This is a genomic window from Isoptericola sp. NPDC057653, assembly GCF_042799955.1.
In the GTDB taxonomy this organism is placed as follows: Bacteria; Actinomycetota; Actinomycetes; order Actinomycetales; family Cellulomonadaceae; genus Isoptericola.
Window position 1 is genome coordinate 72033 of sequence record NZ_JBHVHP010000003.1, and the last position, 17982, is coordinate 90014.

General features: G+C 75.4%; 13 protein-coding genes and 1 tRNA gene. 8 read left to right on the top strand and 6 right to left on the bottom strand.

What is annotated here, in order from left to right; all coding sequences use genetic code 11:
• Positions 1-32: 32 nt before the first annotated feature.
• Positions 33-2603, bottom strand: coding sequence for a penicillin acylase family protein (locus ACFU9A_RS17335; RefSeq protein ID WP_430576965.1), 2571 nt, complete (start codon positions 2601-2603; stop codon positions 33-35).
• A 253-nt stretch (positions 2604-2856) separates the two neighbouring features.
• Between ACFU9A_RS17335 and ACFU9A_RS17340 the strand changes: the two genes are divergently transcribed.
• From ACFU9A_RS17340 to mscL, 3 genes are all read left to right on the top strand, one after another.
• Entirely contained in the window at positions 2857-3189 is a 333-nt protein-coding gene (locus ACFU9A_RS17340; RefSeq protein ID WP_430576544.1) for an FmdB family zinc ribbon protein, read from the top strand.
• 120 nt (positions 3190-3309) lie between these two features.
• On the top strand, positions 3310-4071 hold the full coding sequence (locus ACFU9A_RS17345) for an SAF domain-containing protein (protein ID WP_430576545.1): 762 nt from the start codon (positions 3310-3312) through the stop codon (positions 4069-4071).
• A gap of 119 nt (positions 4072-4190) precedes the next feature.
• Complete coding sequence (gene mscL, locus ACFU9A_RS17350) at positions 4191-4616, top strand: large conductance mechanosensitive channel protein MscL (protein ID WP_430576546.1); 426 nt, start codon at positions 4191-4193, stop codon at positions 4614-4616.
• Positions 4617-4747: 131 nt separating this feature from the next.
• On the opposite strand, the gene ACFU9A_RS17355 is transcribed toward mscL, so the two are convergent.
• Entirely contained in the window at positions 4748-4966 is a 219-nt protein-coding gene (locus ACFU9A_RS17355) for a hypothetical protein (RefSeq protein ID WP_430576547.1), read from the bottom strand.
• 56 nt (positions 4967-5022) lie between these two features.
• Positions 5023-9249 carry a hypothetical protein gene (locus ACFU9A_RS17360; RefSeq protein ID WP_430576966.1) on the bottom strand — a complete coding sequence of 1409 codons (4227 nt, stop codon included), beginning with the start codon at positions 9247-9249 and terminating at the stop codon, positions 5023-5025.
• Positions 9250-9868: 619 nt separating this feature from the next.
• Between ACFU9A_RS17360 and ACFU9A_RS17365 the strand changes: the two genes are divergently transcribed.
• A complete protein-coding gene (locus tag ACFU9A_RS17365; RefSeq protein WP_430576548.1) occupies positions 9869-11113 on the top strand; it encodes an MFS transporter in 1245 nt (414 codons plus the stop codon).
• Positions 11114-11130: 17 nt separating this feature from the next.
• Here the strand turns inward: ACFU9A_RS17365 and ACFU9A_RS17370 are convergent, their stop codons facing one another.
• Both ACFU9A_RS17370 and ACFU9A_RS17375 read right to left on the bottom strand, forming a co-directional pair.
• Positions 11131-11658: a DinB family protein gene (locus tag ACFU9A_RS17370; protein ID WP_430576549.1), complete on the bottom strand. Its 528-nt coding sequence runs from the start codon at positions 11656-11658 to the stop codon at positions 11131-11133.
• A 46-nt stretch (positions 11659-11704) separates the two neighbouring features.
• Positions 11705-11777 (bottom strand) — tRNA-Arg (locus ACFU9A_RS17375).
• A gap of 134 nt (positions 11778-11911) precedes the next feature.
• Here ACFU9A_RS17375 and ACFU9A_RS17380 point away from each other — a divergent pair.
• The gene (locus ACFU9A_RS17380; protein ID WP_430576550.1) at positions 11912-12415 is read left to right on the top strand and encodes a DUF6584 family protein; all 504 of its coding nucleotides are present in this window, start codon (positions 11912-11914) and stop codon (positions 12413-12415) included.
• 12 nt (positions 12416-12427) lie between these two features.
• On the opposite strand, the gene ACFU9A_RS17385 is transcribed toward ACFU9A_RS17380, so the two are convergent.
• A complete protein-coding gene (locus tag ACFU9A_RS17385; RefSeq protein WP_430576551.1) occupies positions 12428-13657 on the bottom strand; it encodes an ROK family protein in 1230 nt (409 codons plus the stop codon).
• A gap of 126 nt (positions 13658-13783) precedes the next feature.
• On the opposite strand from ACFU9A_RS17385, the gene xylA reads away from it, so the two are divergent.
• The 3 genes from xylA (at position 13784) to ACFU9A_RS17400 (ending at position 17923) form a co-directional block, all read left to right on the top strand.
• Positions 13784-14950, top strand: a complete 1167-nt coding sequence (xylA, locus tag ACFU9A_RS17390; RefSeq protein ID WP_430576552.1) for a xylose isomerase — start codon at positions 13784-13786, stop codon at positions 14948-14950.
• A gap of 97 nt (positions 14951-15047) precedes the next feature.
• On the top strand, positions 15048-16532 hold the full coding sequence (locus ACFU9A_RS17395) for an FGGY family carbohydrate kinase (protein WP_430576553.1): 1485 nt from the start codon (positions 15048-15050) through the stop codon (positions 16530-16532).
• 5 nt (positions 16533-16537) lie between these two features.
• The gene (locus ACFU9A_RS17400; protein WP_430576554.1) at positions 16538-17923 is read left to right on the top strand and encodes a serine hydrolase domain-containing protein; all 1386 of its coding nucleotides are present in this window, start codon (positions 16538-16540) and stop codon (positions 17921-17923) included.
• The last annotated feature ends 59 nt before the right edge of the window (positions 17924-17982 follow it).

The following is a 17982-nucleotide window of genomic DNA, read 5'->3' on the forward strand; positions in this document are numbered from 1 at the left end:
TCGGCACGCTCGGCGCCGGACGGTCGGAGCCGTCAGGGCACGAGCGTGGCGCGCGTCTTCGCCGACTCCTCGACGGCCTCGCGGGAGAACGGCCAGTCGAACGTCTTGCCGGCGGCCCACGCGTCGAGCTGGTCGTCGTAGTGCGACGACGCCGGGTGGCCCGACGTGCCGGTGACGGTCACCCACGTGGAGGCGTCCAGGTCGGCCATGTCCACGACCATCCGCATGGACGGCCCGGTCGTCACCGCGAAGCTGCCGGTGCCGGCGTCCCACCCGGTCGCGTTGACGATGGACGAGCCGCCGGGCATCTTCACCGGGTCCGGGTTGACGAGGTCGCGCACGAGGCTCGGCACCCCGGCCCCGCCGAGCACCGGGTGCTCGAGGCGCAGGGTGTGCAGCGTGCCCCAGTCCCAGTCGGACGGCTCCTTGGAGAGCTCGACCGTGAGGTCGCGCCGCGCGCTGATGAGCGCGCGCGTGAGGATCTCGTCGCGGGACTCGACGACGTTCGCGGTGGTGCGGTCGTCCCAGAAGGTGTCGTCGGAGCGGTCCAGCATCGACTTCACGACGACCAGCCACTGCGAGCCGCCGTCGGGCCGCATGCTCGTGGGCAGGTCGTCCCAGAACGCCTCCTGCAGGAGGTTGCGCCACACGGCGGCGAAGTAGGCGGCCGCCGGGGAGTCGGCGTCCATCCGGTAGTCCCAGTCGGCGAGCAGCTCCTGCCCGGCCGCGACGTACGAGTCGTCGAGGTCGATGTCCAGCAGCGCCGGCACGAGCGCCTCCGCGAACGCCGACCAGTCGTCGTTCTGGATGCGGTTCATGTCCTCGGCGGTGAAGGGGCGGCCCGCCGCGATCTGCTCCGTCAGCAGGGTGCGGATCCGCTCGGACCGGTAGCCGTAGTCCCAGTCGTCCGCGAGGTACGGCGCGGTACCGCTGCGCAGCACGGCCTGGTTCGCCGCGACGACGAACCCCTCCTGCGGGTCGAGGGTCCGGGGCATGTCGTCCGGGTCCACCCAGCCCTGCCAGTCGTACCGCGGGTCCCAGCCGGGCCGGGGCCACGTGCCGTCCGACGGCACCGGGCCCTTGACCTTGGCGCGGACCGGGATGCGGCCGGGCGCCTGGTAGCCGATGTGGCCGTCGGTGGTGGCGAAGACGATGCTCTGCGCCGGCACCTCGAACAGCGCGGCGGCCGCGCGGATGTCCTTGGCGTCCTTGGCCGTGTCGAACGCGAAGACCGCGTCGGCGGTGCGGCCCGGCTGCAGCGCCGTCCACTGCAGCGCGACGGCGTACTCCCCGAACTCGGTGCCGGCCTGGGTGGGCGCGCCCACCACGTCGCCGACGTCGAGCACGTCCGAGACGATCGGCCCGTGCTCCGTGCTGCGCACGGTGATGTCCACGGGCTTGCCGCCCGACACCCGGATCGTCTCCTTGCGGACGTCGAGCGGCTCCCACTCCTCGGCGTCGGCGTCCTTCAGCCAGGTGTCGCCGCGCACGCGCTCGATGAAGAAGTCGGTGACGTCGGCGCCCATGTTGGTCAGGCCCCAGGCCAGGTCGCCGTTGTGCCCGATGATCACGCCCGGGAAGCCCGCGAACGAGAAGCCCGCGACGTCGAACGGGCACTCGGCGCTGACCTGGTTGCAGTGCAGGCCCACCTGGGACCAGATGCCCGGCGCGGAGAGGGCCAGGTGCGGGTCGTTGGCGAGCATCGGCTTGCCGGACGCCGTGTGCTCGCCCGACACCACCCACGAGTTGGAGCCTGCCGCGTCGCCGCGGCCCACCAGCACGGGGACCGCGTCCAGCGCGCTGCGGGCCGAGTCGACGGCTGCGCCCAGCGCGTCCGTCGCGGCCCCGGCGCCCGTCGTGCGCCCCGTGAGCGCGCTGGTGAGGTCGGCGTCCGAGGCGCTGTCGTCCTGCTCCGAGCCGCCGGACTTGCTGCGGTCGTTCGCGAGGTCGCGGTTCCGCAGCACGGGGTGGTTGCCGCTGGCGTCGTAGTCGGGGAAGAGCTCGTCGACCAGGTCCGTCTCGCCGAGGGTGCTGTAGGCGAGGGCGCGGTCGAGCTCGCTGTCGTAGTTGCCGCGCAGGTCCCAGGCCATCGCCTTGAGCCACGCGAGCGAGTCCACCGGGTCCCAGGGCTCCGGCTCCTTCACGTCCACCGTCGCGCCCAGCACCGTGTACTCGACGCCGAGCTCCTCGGTGTCGCGGTCCTCGAGGTAGGCGTTGACGCCCTGGGCGTAGGCCTGGAGGTACTCCTGGGACTCGTCGGAGATCTCGTGCCACTCCTGCTCGGCGACCCGACGCCAGCCGAAGGTGCGCGTGACCTTGTCGGCCTCGATCGCGGCCGGGACGTCGCCGACGAGCTCGGCCAGCCGGCCGGCCGTCACGTGGCGGCGGTAGTCCATCTCGAAGAAGCGGTCCTGCGCCTGCAGGTAGCCCTGCGCGCGGAACAGGTCCTCGGGGGTGTCCGCGTAGACCTGCGGCACGTCCTGCGCGTCCCGGCGGACGTCGACGGCGGAGGTGAGGCCCGGCACCTGCTGCGAGCCCTTGTGGTCCGGCAGCGGGCGCCGCAGGGTCACGACCGTGAAGACCGTGCCTGCCACGAGCGCCAGCACCACGACCACCGCGACGCCGACGACGGCGCTGCGGAGCCGCGATCGCCTGGCCTGCCGAGGCGGCGTCTCCTCGGTCTCCGTACCGTCTGACGAGGGGTCCGGCTCGGGGGGGTTTCCGGGTGCTGCAGGGGTGGCGGTCGCTGACACGCAGGCGAGACTACCGTCCGGCGTATGATTGGCACTCGCATCACCTGAGTGCCAGCATCCCGCGTCCCGCGGCAGGTGCCGGCGTCCGCCCCGAGGAGATCACGTGCCCACCTACGCGTACCGGTGTGCCGACTGCGGCCACGCCTTCGACGTCCACCAGGCGTTCACCGACGACTCGCTCACCGTCTGCCCCGAGTGCGGCGGCGCGCTGCGCAAGCAGTACGGCTCCGTCGGCGTCACCTTCAAGGGGTCGGGGTTCTACCGCACGGACTCGCGCTCCGGCTCGGGCAAGAGCTCCAGCGCCTCCTCGAGCGCCGTGTCGGCGGGCAAGGACTCGTCCGGCTCGTCGTCCTCGTCGTCCGGCGGCTCGTCGTCGGGCGGCACCTCGTCGACGTCGACGTCGTCCTCAAGCGCCTCCAAGGCCGCGTCCTCCTGACCCATCTCGGGGACGGCGTCGCTGGGGCGCTGGCCTGAGCGCTGCCCCCAGGGACTCGTCGTCCACAGGTGCACCGCCGGCACGGGGGTGGACGCGCGACGTCGGCCTAGCGTCGCCGCCATGCCGCTGCCCGACGCGCTGACCCGCCCCTCCCGACGCCGCGCCGACGAGCCCGCCGGTCCCCACGACCGCGGCACGCCGGCCGGCCGTCGCACGCTGCGCCGCCTGCGCGCCGCCCTCTGGCGCTCCCGCTTCGTCCTGGCCGCCGCCTGCTGCGGGTTCGCGGCCACCGCCGTCGTCCAGGCGGTCCGCCCCGCGCCGCCGCCGTCGGTCGACGTCGTGGTCCCCGTGCGCGAGCTGCCCGCCGGCGAGCCGGTCGCCGCAGCCGACCTCACCACCGTCCCCGTGGCCGCGGCGCTCGCCCCCGACGGCGCCGTCACCGCCCCTGCCGACCTCGTCGGTCGCGCGCCCGCGACCCCCCTGCCCGCCGGGCTGCCGCTGCGGGTCGAGCTGCTGCCCGGCGGCGGCGTGGTGGCCCAGGCGCCGACGGGCACCGTCGTGGTCCCGGTCCGCCTCGACGCCACCGCCGCCGACTGGCTGCGCCCCGGCGACCGGGTCGACCTCGTCCGGGCGGGCGAGCCGGACGGAGGGCCGGGCGGCGACCCGGAGGACGACACCTCTCCCTACCTCGCGCGGCGGGCCCTCGTGCTCCCCCGCCCCGCCGCGGAGGTCGCGACCGACGCCGGCGGCGGCCTCCTCGGAGGCCCGACGGGGGCGACCGACGGCATCGACGTCACCCTCGTGGCCGTGTCCGAGGACGAGGCGCCGGGGCTGTCCGCCGCGTCGGGCGGAGGCACCGTCGGCGCCGTCCTGGTGAGGTGACCGGTCCGGTGACACGCCGCCCCCGCCGTTGCGGCCCCGCTGCTCCCCGGCGAGAATCGGCGACCGTCAGCCGCTGCCGGGGTTCTCCCGGCGCGCCACACACCACCCAGGGGGCACGCATGAAGAACCTGCTCGCAGGCTTCAAGGAATTCGTTCTGCGCGGCAACGTCGTCGACCTCGCGGTCGGCATCGTCATCGGCGCCGCGTTCACCGCAGTCGTGACCGGGCTGCTCGACGGCATCATCAACCCGCTCATCGCGGCGATCTTCAGGCAGCCGGACATCTCACACGTCTTGTCGTTCACGATCAACGAGGCGAAGTTCAGCATCGGGCTCTTCCTCAACGCCGTGCTGAACTTCCTCATCATCGCCGCCGCCCTCTACTTCATCGTCGTGGCACCGCTCAACCACCTCGCGGCGCGGCGTGCCCGCGGCCAGGAGGAGGAGCCGGCGCCGCTGGCCCAGGACACCGTGCTGCTGCAGGAGATCCGCGACCTCCTCGCCGCGCAGTCCGGCGGCGTGCAGTCGGACCGTCCTCAGTACTGACCGGCCACCGCCACTGGCTACGCACTGCCGGCGCTCGCCGCGCACCGCAGTCGAACTCGCTGCAGCGGCCGAGCCCGTCGAGACCTGGACCCGCAGCGGGTCCGGGCTCCGGGCTCGGCCGTCGGCGTCTCTCAGCGGCGGCCCCAGTGCGGCGGGACGTCGCGCAGGAGCCGGTCGTCGTTGTCGTCGTGGCCGCCGCGGTCGTCGGCCGTCTGGCCCATGACCGTCTCCCGCTCCGTGCCCTGACGGACCACGCGGCGGCGCCGGCGGCGCGGAGCGGGCGCGCTCGGCGTGGTCTCGTCCGGGTCCGCGCCGGACGGCGCGGCAGTCCGCTCGGGGGAATCGTTCACCCCGCCATTGTCCGCCACGGTCTGCGGCGGGTCCGCCGCGGCGGGCGGAGGAGCGATCAGCCCTGCGGCCGGGCCTCCGGCGTCTCGTCGCCGTTCGTCGCCGCCTCGGCACCGTCCGGGGTGCCGTCGTCCGCGCCGTCCGGGCCCTCCGCGACCGCGACCGTCTCCGGTGACGACGCGTCGTCCGGTTCGTCGTCCGGCTGGTCATCCGGCTCGACGCCCACCTCGACATCCGCGTCCACGTCCACCTCGACGTCGACGACGACCTCGGGCGCCGGGCCGACGTCGACGGGGTGCTCGTCCTCGTCTGGGAGCACCGGCACGACGACCTCCCGCGGCGGGACGACGCCGCCGGCGGTGCCGATGCGCTCGTCGCGCACGCGCTGCACGAGCCGCCGCACGCGGTCGGCCTCGCCGTCGGGGTCGAGGAACGCGGCGGCCGACCAGACCTGCGTCACGACCCACCCCAGCCGCTCGAGCCGCTCCGCGAGCTGCCGGTCGCGGACGCGCACGGACGGCTCGGCCACGTAGGCGGCGTCGTCGGTCAGGACGGCCACGAGCAGCTCGCCCGGCAGGTCCGGGTGCCCCACGACCAGCGGGATGCGGTCGCCGTCCGTGGCGCCGTAGTCGGTCTCGACGAGGTAGCCGAGCTTCCAGAGCCGCTCGCCCAGGTCGACCAGGAGGCGGTCCGGCGCGCGGCCGACGTCGACGCCGTTGCCGAGGCGCACCTGGTCGGCGACGCCGGAGCGCCGCTCGGCGAGCTCCAGCGTGTCGACCAGCAGCCGCGGGCCGGCACCACGCAGCCGCTCGGGGTCGAGGGCGTCGGCCCGGAAGCAGGACACGACGTGCAGCCGCTTGCGAGTCGCGCCCAGTGCGCCGACCAGCATGGCCTCTCCCCCGGCGTCGCCCAGCACGCCGAAGCGGTGCAGCACGCGGCCGTGCGGGGTGCGGCCGAAGCCGACGGACAGCAGCACGGTGTCGCGCGACAGCCCGGCCACCCCGGTGATGTCGGCCACGACCACGGGCTCGGGCCGCGAGCCCGAGAAGAACGGCGCCAGCGCGGGGTTCGCGCGCACCTCGGCGAGCAGCGCCTCGCGCACGCGGTCGGCGTGCGTGGCGGTCACCGTGACGACGGCGAACGTCTCCTCCGGGCGGGTCAGGGCGTGCTCGATGGCGACCTCGACCACGCGGTCCACCTCGGCCTGCGTGCTCTCGATGCTGCCCGAGACCGGGTCGGGCATGCCGGTGCCGTCCACCACGTCGAGATGCACGAGCGCCTCCGCGCGCGGCAGCGGCGCGGGGCGCAGCAGGCCCTCGTAGCCGTGGGCGGCGAGCAGCCGGGTCAGCTCGGGGTCGCGGCTGTTCTCGTGCGGCTGCAGCGTCACCGTCGGGAGCAGGGCGAACAGCTCGTGCACGCTGGTGCCGGACGCCGAGCGCGGGTCGCCGACCACCACGATCTGACGGCCGCGCGCGATGGCGGGCACCACCACCTCGGTGGGCACGTGCTGCACGGCGTCGAGGATCACGACGTCCGCGGTGCGGTGCTCGGGCAGCAGGTGCGGCACCAGGGTGGGCGTGGCGACCAGCGCCGGGCGCAGGCGGCGCAGCACGTCGCCGTGCCGCTCGGCGACGTCGCGCAGCGTCGTCATCCGGCCCTCGATGAGCTCGGTGAACAGCGCCTCCGCGGAGTCGCGGTCCTCGCGCATCGCGGTGCCGAGGTGGGCCCGCGCGGCGACGCGCACCGGCTGCGACAGGGCGGCCAGGTGCTCGCGGTCCAGGTCGCGGAACCTTCGCGCGAGCGCGTCGAGCCCGACGCCGTCCTGCCCGGCGAGCACCGGGTCGGCGGTGAGCAGCTGCTCGAAGACGGACGACCACCAGGCGAGCTCGATCTCCGCCCCGACGAGGTCTCCCGGCACGCGCCGGTCGGTGAGGTCGTCCACGAGGTCGCCGACGCCGGCCCCCCGGGCCTCGCGCAGCAGGCGGGTCCGCTCGGGCAGCTTGGCGAGCGCCTCGGCCGCGCCGGCGAGGCGCTGCAGCCGCTCGGCGAGCCCGTCGAGGTCGAGGTCCAGCAGGTGGCCGCCCAGCATGGTCGGGGCCAGCACCGGCTCCAGCGCCTCGAGGTCGATGCGTACCGCCTCGTAGGTGTCCTCGATCGACGCGAGGCCCTCGGGGAGGGTCGGCCAGCCGCCGCGCTGGGCGTGCTCGGCCCAGACGTCACGCTGCTCCTGCACCTGCACCAGAGCCTCGTGCAGGTTCGGCACCCGCACCCCGGGGCGCACCATGTCCTTGGCGCGCTTGCGCAGCCGCCGGCGCGCGAACCAGCCCATCTCGATGCCGTGCTCGGCCCGCCAGCGCCGGGACGCCGTCGCCTGCACGAGGTCGGCGGCCGTCCGCTCGAAGACCATCGGGTGGAAGAGGTCGAGGGTGCTGCGCATGCCGCCGAGCATCGCGAGCTGCTCGCCCCAGCCGCGCACCGTCGTCGGCGTCGTCAGGCCCGTGACCTCGCCCGTGTACGCGAGCTGGCGGCGCAGCTGCGGCAGCGTGACGTCGCGCAGCCGCTCCACGCGCACCAGCGCCTGGCGGGCGTCGTCGTCGGTGAGCAGGTGCGCCCCGTACCAGGGTGTCGACGACGGGCGCAGCGTGAACGCTCCGAGCGCCGCGGCGCGCTCCAGGCCCGCCGCGATCTCGCGGCGGCGGTCCGGGGTGAGCGCCAGCACGGACTCGGACGCGAGCCGCACGGTGGTCGACGGCGCCGGCCGCTCCGAGGTGAGCCGCGCGAGCGCCTGCAGCGCGTCGTAGGCCGAGACCTGCCACGGCGAGCGCGGCTGGTGCAGGGCCTCGATGTAGCCCGTGAGCTGGGACCGGGTGCCGATCAGCGCGTCGCGCACGCGGGCGGCGCCGTCCACGTCCACCTGCTCGGGCTCGCTCGCCATCGCGGACAGCAGGCGGCGGGTCACGTCCTCGCGCCACGTCGGGTGGGGCGGCACGTCGAGCAGCAGGCTCTCCAGACCCAGGCCGTCGAGCCGCAGCGCCAGCCGGTCGGCCGCCCGCCGGTGCCCGGTCACGTAGAGCACGGAGCGGCCCGCGGCGGTCGCCTCGCCGACCACGGCCGCGAGCGTGCCCGCGACGTCGGAGCCCACCGGGGCGTCCACGAACAGGTGCCCGCCCGTCGCGAGCGCGTCGAGCACCGACCGCTGCTGCGGGTCCAGGTCGCCGACCCCGCGCTCCCGGGTCGGGTCGGCGTCGCCGCGGCGCACGGCCGGGAGCTCCAGCGCGGCCAGGCGCTGCGCGGCGTCGTCGACGCCGGCGAGCGCGGCCACGACCTCGTGCCGGTGCAGCGACGGCGAGAGCTGGTCGAGGTCGTCGACCAGCGCCTGCCCGGGGTGCACGAACGTGCCCACCAGCACCCGGCGGTCCAGTTGGAAGTCCTCGAGCACGGCCTCGCCGAGCGCGGCCACCCGGGCCAGCACGTCGGTCGGGTCGAACCCGGCCAGCGTGAAGGTCGCGCGGGCCAGGGCCGCCGGGTCCAGCAGGGCCCCGTGCGCGCGCAGCGTGCGCGCCACCACGGGGTTGATCTCGACCGTCGGCTCCAGCGTGAGGTCGTAGTCGGCGCCGCCGTCCCCGCGCGGGGTCAGGGTGACGGGCCGCAGCACGACCGGCGCGTGCACCACACGGCCGGCGGGCGGCCCGGCGTCGGGGTCCGACGGCGTGGCGCGCGGCGCGGCAGACCGCTCCCGCGACGCCATCGACACGACGGGGATCGACGTCGTCAGCGCGGGGCTCTCGCCCGTGTCGCCGTCGGCGAACCCGGTCGCCTCCCCGGAGCCGGCAGCGCCGGACCCGTCGGTGGCGGCCTCGTCGACGCCGTCGGCGTCCTCGGCCCCGTCCGCGTCGTCCGCGTCGTCCGCGTCGTCCGCGACGACGGCGGCCGCCGTCGCGCCCGACGACGCGACCCGTGCGAGCGCGGCGACGTCGTGCCGCTGCGGGCCGCCGCCACCGAAGGGGACCTCCGGCTCGTCGTCGTGCTCCACCCAGGTGGCGACGCCGATCGCGAGGTACGTGGGCGCCACGCCGTAGCGCGACGCGTGCTCCGCGGCGCGGGCCGCGACGGCACGGGCGCGGCGGCGGGCCGCGGGGAGCGCCTCGCCCTCGCGCACCAGGTTCGACAGGCGCGTCGGGCGGCCGGCGAACAACCCCGCGACCCCGTTGGGGTGCGCCTTGGACAGGTCGACGATGGCCTCACCGAGCAGTCCGACGTCCGACAGGGACGAGCCGCCGACCATGTCGACGAGGGAGGTGCGCCAGCGGCGGGTCGCCGTCTCGACGGCCGCGGCCGCCGCGGACGACGCGCTCTCGCCCGACCGCCGCCCGTGCGGCCCCGAGCCCGACGACCGGTCGCCGGTGCCCGGCGCGGCGTCGTGCTCCTGGTCGCGCCCCCCGCGCGCGGCGTCGGGGGCGTCGTCTCCCCCGCCCGCGGGACCGTCGCCGTCCTGGCCCGTCCGTGCGGACGTGGCCGGCGCGGCGGGGGCCCCGGCGGAGGGGTCGACCGCGGTCGTGGCGGTGGATCGTCGGGCGGCTCTCACGCCAGCACGGTAGAACGGCCGACCCCTCGGGCCGGGCTCGCCGCGCCGAGGAACGGCCGGAGCAGGCGCCCCGGCGGGGACATCGACGGCACGCGAGCACGTAGACGCCCCCTCGGCGGGGGGTCCGAAGGGGCGTCGGGCCGGGCTCGGCCCGGCAAGGGACAGCGCGCACCGCGCAGGGGGCGGGCGATGCGCGCTGTCACCGAGAGTGTGCCGCTCACCGTCGATGTCGTCAATATGCGAGGAGGGCGAACCTCGCAACTCATGTGAGGAAGTTCTGAGGGCGGCCGTCTGCCCGGGGCACCTAGGCTGGTCGCTCGTGAGACGAGTGGTCGAGGCGGTGGCGCCCGCGCGCATGGGCACCGGGTTCCGGTGGCTGATGTCGGCGTCGTGGGTGAGCAACATCGGCGACGGCGTCGCGCTCGCCGCCGGACCGCTGCTCGTCGCGTCGCAGACCAGCTCCGCCATGCTCGTCGCCCTGGCCGCCATGCTGCAACGCCTGCCCTGGCTGATCTTCGGCCTCTGGGCCGGGGTGCTCGCCGACCGGCTCGACCGCCGCAGGCTCGTCATCGTCGCCAACCTGCTGCGCGCCGTCGTCGTCGCCGCCCTCTGCGTCGTGATCGTCACCGGGCACGTGAACATCGGCGTCGTCCTCGCCGCCATGCTGCTCATGGGGGTGGCGGAGGTCTTCGCGGACACCACCTCCCAGACCCTGCTGCCGATGCTGGTGCGGCCCGCCGACCTCGGCATCGGCAACTCCCGCCTGCAGGCCGGGTTCCTCACCGCGAACCAGCTGGTGGGGCCGCCGCTGGGTGCCGCGCTCTTCGCCGCCGGGGCCGCGTGGCCGTTCGCCGCGCAGGTCCTCACCGTGCTGCTGGCCGTGCTGCTGGTGAGCAAGGTGGTGCTGACGCCCGTGCCGCCCGCGCCGGGCGTGCGCGTCGGGGGCGAGCGCCACAAGGTGCGGCACGACATCGCGGAGGGCCTGCGGTGGATCTGGACCAACCCCCCGGTCCGCACGCTCGCCCTGGTGATCCTCGTCTTCAACGCCACGTGGGCCGCGCCGTGGGGGATCCTCGTGAAGTACTCCCTCGACTACCTGCACATGGGGCCCGTCGGCTACGGGCTGCTCACCACGGCCGCCGCCGTCGGCGGACTCATCGGCACGTTCTCGTACGGCACGCTCGAGCGGCGGTACTCGCTCGCCACCCTCATGAAGGTGTGCCTCACGCTCGAGGTGCTGTTCCACCTCGCGCTCGCGCTCGCCACGAAGGGCTGGGCGGCGATGGCGATCCTCTTCGTGTTCGGCGCGTACTCGTTCGTCTGGGGCACCGTGTCCAACACCGTGCGGCAGCGGGCCACCCCCACCCGCTTCCAGGGCCGCGTCGGCTCCGCCTACATGATGTGCGTGTTCGGCGGCATCGTCGTGGGCAACGCCGTCGGCGGCGTCCTCGCCGAGCACTGGGGCCTCACCGCACCCATGTGGTTCGGCTTCGTCGGCGCCGGGCTGACGCTCGTGCTCGTGTGGCGGCAGCTCGCCCACATCGCGCACGCCCAGGCCGACTGACCGCGAGGGAGCCCGGGCTACTCCCCCGTCGCGCCGTCGGCCAGCTCCCGCGCGATGTCGAGGTGACCGGCGTGCCGCGCGTACTCCTGCAGTACGTGGAAGCAGATCCACAGCAGCGTGGGAGGCGTGCCGTCGTCGGTCGTGAACCGCCCGCCGACCGCGGCCCGCTCGGCCAGGTCGTGAACCGCCAGCAGCTGCCGGGTCCGCTCGCCGCCCGCGTGCAGCGCGGCGACCAGCTCCTCCGGACCGACTCCCTCGGGGACGCGCCACGGGCTCTCCGGGGCGGCGTCCGCGTTGTCGCCCCACGGCCGGTCCACCTGCTCGCCCAGGAAGCCCCACACGAACCAGCGGCGCTCCATGTGCACCAGGTGGGTCACCATCTCGAGCGGCGTCCACCCCGACGGCAGCAGGCTGGTCCGCAGCTGCGCGTCGGTCAGCCCCTCGACCTTGCGCGCCACGACGGCGCGGTAGTAGTCGAGGTAGGCGGCGAACTGCTCCGCCGGGTCGGCGGAGTCCAGGCGCGGTTCGACGTCGGAAGGCGGCATGGGACGAGCCTAGGACCGCGGGACCGCCCCGAAGACCTGGCGAGAGTGCGCCTGGGCAGACTCGAACTGCCGACACCCGCTTTAGGAGAGCGGTGCTCTATCCACTGAGCTACAGGCGCGCGCGCCACCACGGGGTGACGCGTGCCGCCGCGTTGTCCTCATCGCGGCCGCCCACAGCCTAGCGTCCCGCGCCCGGCACCCTGGCCGCGAATTCTCTGGTGGCCGCGAGGCGCCGTCACCGACAATCCTCGATGTGCCCCTCGACCTCACGCTCCAGCGGGTGGACGACGACCTCGCTCAGGGTCGGGTCCTCCCGGCGATCCAGCGCCTGCGCAGCCTGGTGCGCACCTACCCGGATCGGCTCGACGTCCGCGCCCGGCTGGCGGTCGTCTACCGGAGCCAGCACGAGATCGCGCAGGCGGGTCGCTGGTCGTTCCTCGCCGAGGACGCGGACGCGACCGAGATCGCGGCCTTCGAGCGCGCCTTCCGGTCGCCGCGGGGCAGGCTCGCCGCCGTCGCATGGTCGGGCAACACCGACGCTCTCGGCCCCGTGGCGTCGGCACGTCTCGCGCGGCTCCAGGAGGGGGCGCGATCGCCGGACGACGCCGTGGACGAGCGCACCCGGTCGGAGCGCGTCCTCGAACGCGCGGGGTGCACGGCGGCAGGCCTGGTCGCCGGGGCGATCGCGCTGCTCGCGATCCTCGGGCTGGGTGCCCTGGTCGTGCAGGGCGTGCGCGTCGTCGCGGGCTGGTTCTGACCGTTCCGACCGTCAGACCCAGCCGGCCGGGTCGGCGACCACGGCGCGCAGCACCTCGCGCGCGCCGCCGGTGAGGGCGGCGTGGGGTCCGGCGGCGGCGGGCCGCACGTCGACGGGCGCGAACGGCGCGGCGAGGGCGCGCTCCTCGACGACGCCGGCGACGACGGGGCCGACCCAGCCGAACAGCTCGGCGTACGCGCCGCCGAGGACGACCGTGGAGACGTCGACGAGGTTGACGAAGGTGGCGAGCGCGGCTCCGAGGGCACGGCCGGCGCGCCGCACGGTGGCGAGGGCCGCGTCGTCGCCCTGGCGGAGCAGGTCGACGACGGCGTGGACGGGGGCGGACGACGGCAGGCCGGCGCCGCGCAGCAGCACCTCCTTGCCTGCGTACTGCTCCAGGCAGCCGGTGGCGCCGCACGAGCAGCGGGGGCCGGCGGGGTCGACGACGACGTGCCCGATCTCGCCGTTCCAGCCGCGCTCGCCGAGGAAGAGCTGGCGGTCCACGACGATCCCCGCGCCGACGCCGACGTCGCCGGAGACGTAGAGGAACGACGGCGGCACCTCGCCGGCGAGCTCGGCGAGGGCGGCCAGCTTGGCCTCGTTGGCCACCTCGACGTCGACCGCCTCCCCGGCGCCGGTGCGCAGGTCCAGCTCGGGGACGGGCTCGACCGACGACCAGCCCAGGTTGGGCGCCACCTCCAGCCGCGCCCCGCGCACGTCGACGAGGCCGGGGAGCGCGAGCCGCGCGCCGGCGACGCGCATGCCGCCGGCCTCGACCTCGGCCACGACGTCGACGGCGAGCCCGCGCAGGCGCGCCAGCACCTCGCGCGGGTCGGAGTCGTGCAGGGAGCCGGTGACGACGCGCTCGGCGACGACGTCGCCCACCAGGTCGAGCACGCGCACGCCGAGGTAGTCGACGTTCACCTCGAGCCCGAGCCCGACGACGGTGCGGCGGGCGGGCACGAGCGGGACGGCGGGGCGGCCGGCCCGCTGGGCGACGACGGGCGGAAGCTCGGCGATGAGGCCGCCGGCCACGAGCCGGTCGACGAGGGTCGAGACGGTGGCCCGCGTGAGCCCGGTGGCGGCGGCGACGTCGGCGCGCGAGGGCGGCCCGTCGGCGCCGAAGACGGCCCCGGCGACGAGGCGGAGGTTCCGCTCCCGCAGGGTGTGCTGGCGCGACGCCGCGCCGCCGTCGGGAACGCGGGAGGCCCGTTCGGGCGTCGTCGTCGGGGTGGCTGGCACGTGTTGACTCTAGCCCAGCGACGCGCAATAGTTCAGCCGTACAACAAAACGCCGCGCGGACGCGGCGCCGCTGGACCGGTGCCCGTTCCGGCAGCCTTCGACACACGACTCGACGAGGAGAACCCCGTGAGCGACATCAAGTACTCGTTCGGCCTGTGGACCGTGGGCTGGCCCGCCGCCGACCCGTTCGGCACCGCCACCCGCCCCGAGCTGGACCCCGCGGAGTCGATCCGCAAGCTGGCCGACCTCGGCGCCTGGGGCTTCACGTTCCACGACAACGACGTCTTCCCGTTCGGCGGCGAGGGCGCGGAGCGCCAGAAGCACATCGACGCCGTGAAGAAGGCCTCCGAGGAGACCGGCCTCGTCTGCGAGATGGTCACCACGAACACCTTCACGCACCCGATCTTCAAGGACGGCGCGTTCACCTCGAACAACCGCGCGGTGCGCCGCTACGGCCTGCGCAAGGTGCTCACCAACGTCGAGCTGGCCGCCGAGATGGGCGCCTCGACGTTCGTCATGTGGGGCGGCCGCGAGGGCACGGAGTACGACAACTCCAAGGACCTGCACGCCGCGCACGCCCGCTACGCGGAGGGCATCGACACCGTCGCCGCCTACATCAAGGAGAAGGGCTACGACCTGCGCATCGCGCTGGAGCCCAAGCCCAACGAGCCCCGCGGCGACATCTTCCTGCCGAGCATCGGGCACGCGATCGCGCTCATCGACACGCTCGACCACGGCGACATCGTGGGCCTCAACCCCGAGACGGGTCACGAGCAGATGGCGGGCCTCAACTACACGCACGGCCTCGCGCTGGCGCTGTACGCGGGCAAGCTGTTCCACATCGACCTCAACGGCCAGCACGGCCCGAAGTACGACCAGGACCTCGTCTTCGGCCACGGCGACCTGCTGAGCGCGTTCTTCACGGTGGACATGCTCGAGAACGGGTTCCCCAACGGCGGCCCGCGCTACGAGGGCCCGCGCCACTTCGACTACAAGCCCAGCCGCACCGAGTACCTCGACGGCGTGTGGGAGTCGGCGAAGGCGAACATGGAGACCTACGACATGCTCGCCGCCAAGGCGCAGGCGTACCGCGCCGACGCCGAGGTGCAGAAGGCGTTCGAGCACGCCGGGATCTTCGAGCTGAACGAGCCGACGCTCGGCGCGGGCGAGTCGTTCGACGCGTTCCTCGCCGACCGTTCCTCCTACGAGGACCTGGACGTCGACGCCGTCGCCGAGCGCGACTACGGCCTGGTGCGCCTGCACCAGCTCGCGCTGAAGCACCTCATCGGCTGACCCCCCGTCGTGGTGGGTGGGATCGTGGCCCGGTCCCGGCTCGGGACCGGGCCACGATCCCACCCACCGCACTGAACGACCCGAGAAGGAAGCAACGATGCCCCTCGTCGCCGGCGTGGACACGTCCACGCAGTCCTGCAAGATCGTCGTGCGCGACGCCGAGACCGGGCGCCTCGTGCGATCCGGCACGGCGAGGCACCCCGACGGCACGTCGATCGACCCGCGGCACTGGTGGGACGCGTTCCTCGCCGCGGCGCAGGAGGCCGGCGGCCTGGACGACGTCTCCGCGATCGCCGTCGGCGGCCAGCAGCACGGGCTCGTCGCGCTCGACGCCGAGGGCCGCGTCGTGCGCGACGCCCTCCTGTGGAACGACACCCGCTCCGCCGCCGCGGCCGAGGACCTGGTCCGCGAGCTCGGCGACGGCGACCGGGACGCCGGCGCGCAGGCCTGGGCCGACGCCGTCGGGTCCGTGCTCGTCGCGTCGCTCACGGTCACCAAGCTGCGCTGGCTCCGCGACGCCGAGCCGGAGAACGCCGCCCGCGTCGCCGCCGTCGCCCTCCCCCACGATTGGCTGACCTGGCGCATCGCCGGCTACGGCCCCGAGGACGAGTCGCCGCTCGGGCCGCGCCTCGACGCCCTGACCACCGACCGCTCCGACGCGTCCGGCACCGGCTACTACGACGCCGAGGCGGACGGGGGCGCCGGCGCGTACCGCCCCGACCTCCTGAGGCTCGCCCTCGGGCGGGACGACCTCGTGCTCCCCCGCGTGCTCGGCCCGTCGGAGTCCGGTGGCGTCGCGCACGCCTCCGCCGCCGGCGCGGACGTCGACGGCGGTGCCCTCCTCGGCCCCGGCGCCGGCGACAACGCCGCCGCCGCGCTCGCCCTCGGCATGACCCCGGGCGACATCGCGATCTCGATCGGCACGTCGGGAGTGGTGTCCGCGGTGGCGCCGCGGCGCACCGCAGACGGCACCGGCGCCATCAACGGCTTCGCCGACGCCACGGGGAACGCGCTCATGCTTGCCGTGACGCTCAACGCCGCCCGCGTGCTCGACGCGGCGCGGTCCGTGCTCGACGCCGACGTCCACGAGCTCGCCGACCTCGCGCTGGCCGCCCCCGCCGGGGCGGACGGCCTCGTCCTGGTCCCCTACCTCGAGGGTGAGCGCACGCCCAACCGCCCCGACGCGACCGGCACGCTGCACGGCGTCCGCCTCGCGACGTCGACCCGCGAGCACCTCGCCCGCGCGTACGTCGAGGGCATGCTCTGCGGCCTTGCCGACGGCCTCGACGCGCTCCGCGCCCAGGGCGTGCCGATCGAGCGCGTCATGCTCATCGGCGGTGCGGCGCAGTCGCCCGCCGTGCAGCAGGTGGCCACGCAGGTCTTCGGCCTCGCGATCGGCGTCCCCGAGCCCGGCGAGTACGTGGCCGACGGCGCCGCACGCCAGGCCGCATGGGTGCTCGCCGCCGCGGGCACCCCGGATGCGGCGGCGCCCGCGTGGTCGACGACGGTCGCCACGACGCTCGCCGCCGACCCCCGGCCCGAGGTGCGCGCGCAGTACGCCGCCGTGCGCGACCTGGTCTGAGCCCCGTGGCGCCGCCCGCCGACCCCGCCCTCGCCGCGGGCCTCGCGACCGTCGTCGCGCGGGCCCGCGAGCTGGACGTCGCGGTGCACACCGTCGACGTCCGGGCGGGCGGCGAGCGGCTGCTCGCCGCCGCGAGCGCACCGCTCGGCCACGACGTGCCGCAGCGGATGTACTCCGTGTCGAAGACGGTGACGGGCCTCGCCGTCGGGCTGCTCGCCGCCGAGGGGGCGCTGAGCCTCGACGACCCCGTCGTGCGGCACTTCCCCGACCTCGTCGCCGACGGCCCGGCCCACCCGTGGCTCGAGGCCACGACGCTGCGGCACATGCTCGCGATGGTCGGCCCGCACCGTGCCACGACGTACAAGGTGCGCGAGGGCGGCTGGCTGGAGTCGTACTTCCGGGTCCCGCCCACGCACCCGCCCGGCACGCTGTTCACCTACGACACCAGCGCCGCGTACACGCTGGCCGCCCTCGTGGAGCGGGTCGCCGGAATCTCGCTGGCGGAGTACCTGCGGCCGCGGCTGCTCGACCCGCTCGGGATCGGCCCCGCCCTGCGCTTCCTGCGCGGCCCGGACGGGTACAGCCACGGGGGCTCCGGGCTGATCTGCACGCCCGACGACCTCTCCCGCCTCGCCCGCCTCCTCCTGGACGGCGGGGTGCACGACGGCGCGCGGCTGCTGCCCGCGGACTACCTCGCCGCCGCCACGGCGCCGCAGGCCGACCCGGCGACCCAGACGTGGGGCGGGCCGTTCCGCGCGGCCTACGGGTACCAGCTGTGGCTGCCGCCGCAGGGCGGCTGGCTGATGTTCGGCCTCGGCGGCCAGGTCGTGCACGGCGACCCCGCGACAGGCGTGAGCGTGGTCGTGACGGCCGACGCCCAGGCCGCCGGCGCCGGCGACCAGAAGCTCCTGGACCTGGTGCTCGACCACCTCGTCGCCCCCGCCCGCGCGCTCGTCCCGGCCGGGGCGCACGCCCCGGCGGCCGGCGTCGCCCCGCTCACCTGGCCGGCGCCGCGCCACGACCCGGCGCACGCGCGCGTGCTGTCGGGGCGCTGGGCGAGCAGCACCCCGGGTGCCGGGCCGGCGGAGCTCACCCTGGCCCTGGGGGCGAGCGGGGGGACGGTCGCGTCGTCCGACGGGTGGTCGATCCTGGTCGACACCTCCGGCCCGTCGGCCGTCCGCACCGGCGACGAGCCGGCGGTCGTGACGGCCGGCTGGTCCGGCGCGGGCACCCTCGACGTCCGCGCGGGGACGCACGGCGACGAGCTGGCCACGCTGCGGATCCGCCTCTGCCTGGCCGACGACGGCACGCTCGCCGTCCAGTCGCAGGGCTTCGGCGAGACGCTCGACGCGCGCTGGACGTTCCACGCGGCCTACTCCCCCGCCGGCTGACGCCGCCGGGCCGCGGTGCGCCGGTGCGCCGGTGCGCCGGTGCGCCGGTGCGCCGGTGC

Coding starts and splice junctions, on each gene's coding strand:
- ACFU9A_RS17370 (WP_430576549.1), bottom strand. CDS start 11,658: ATGCCGCCTTCCGACGTCGAACCGCGCCTGGACTCCGCCGACCCGGCG.
- mscL (WP_430576546.1), top strand. CDS start 4,191: ATGAAGAACCTGCTCGCAGGCTTCAAGGAATTCGTTCTGCGCGGCAAC.
- ACFU9A_RS17345 (WP_430576545.1), top strand. CDS start 3,310: ATGCCGCTGCCCGACGCGCTGACCCGCCCCTCCCGACGCCGCGCCGAC.
- ACFU9A_RS17360 (WP_430576966.1), bottom strand. CDS start 9,249: ATGGTCGGCGGCTCGTCCCTGTCGGACGTCGGACTGCTCGGTGAGGCC.
- ACFU9A_RS17395 (WP_430576553.1), top strand. CDS start 15,048: ATGCCCCTCGTCGCCGGCGTGGACACGTCCACGCAGTCCTGCAAGATC.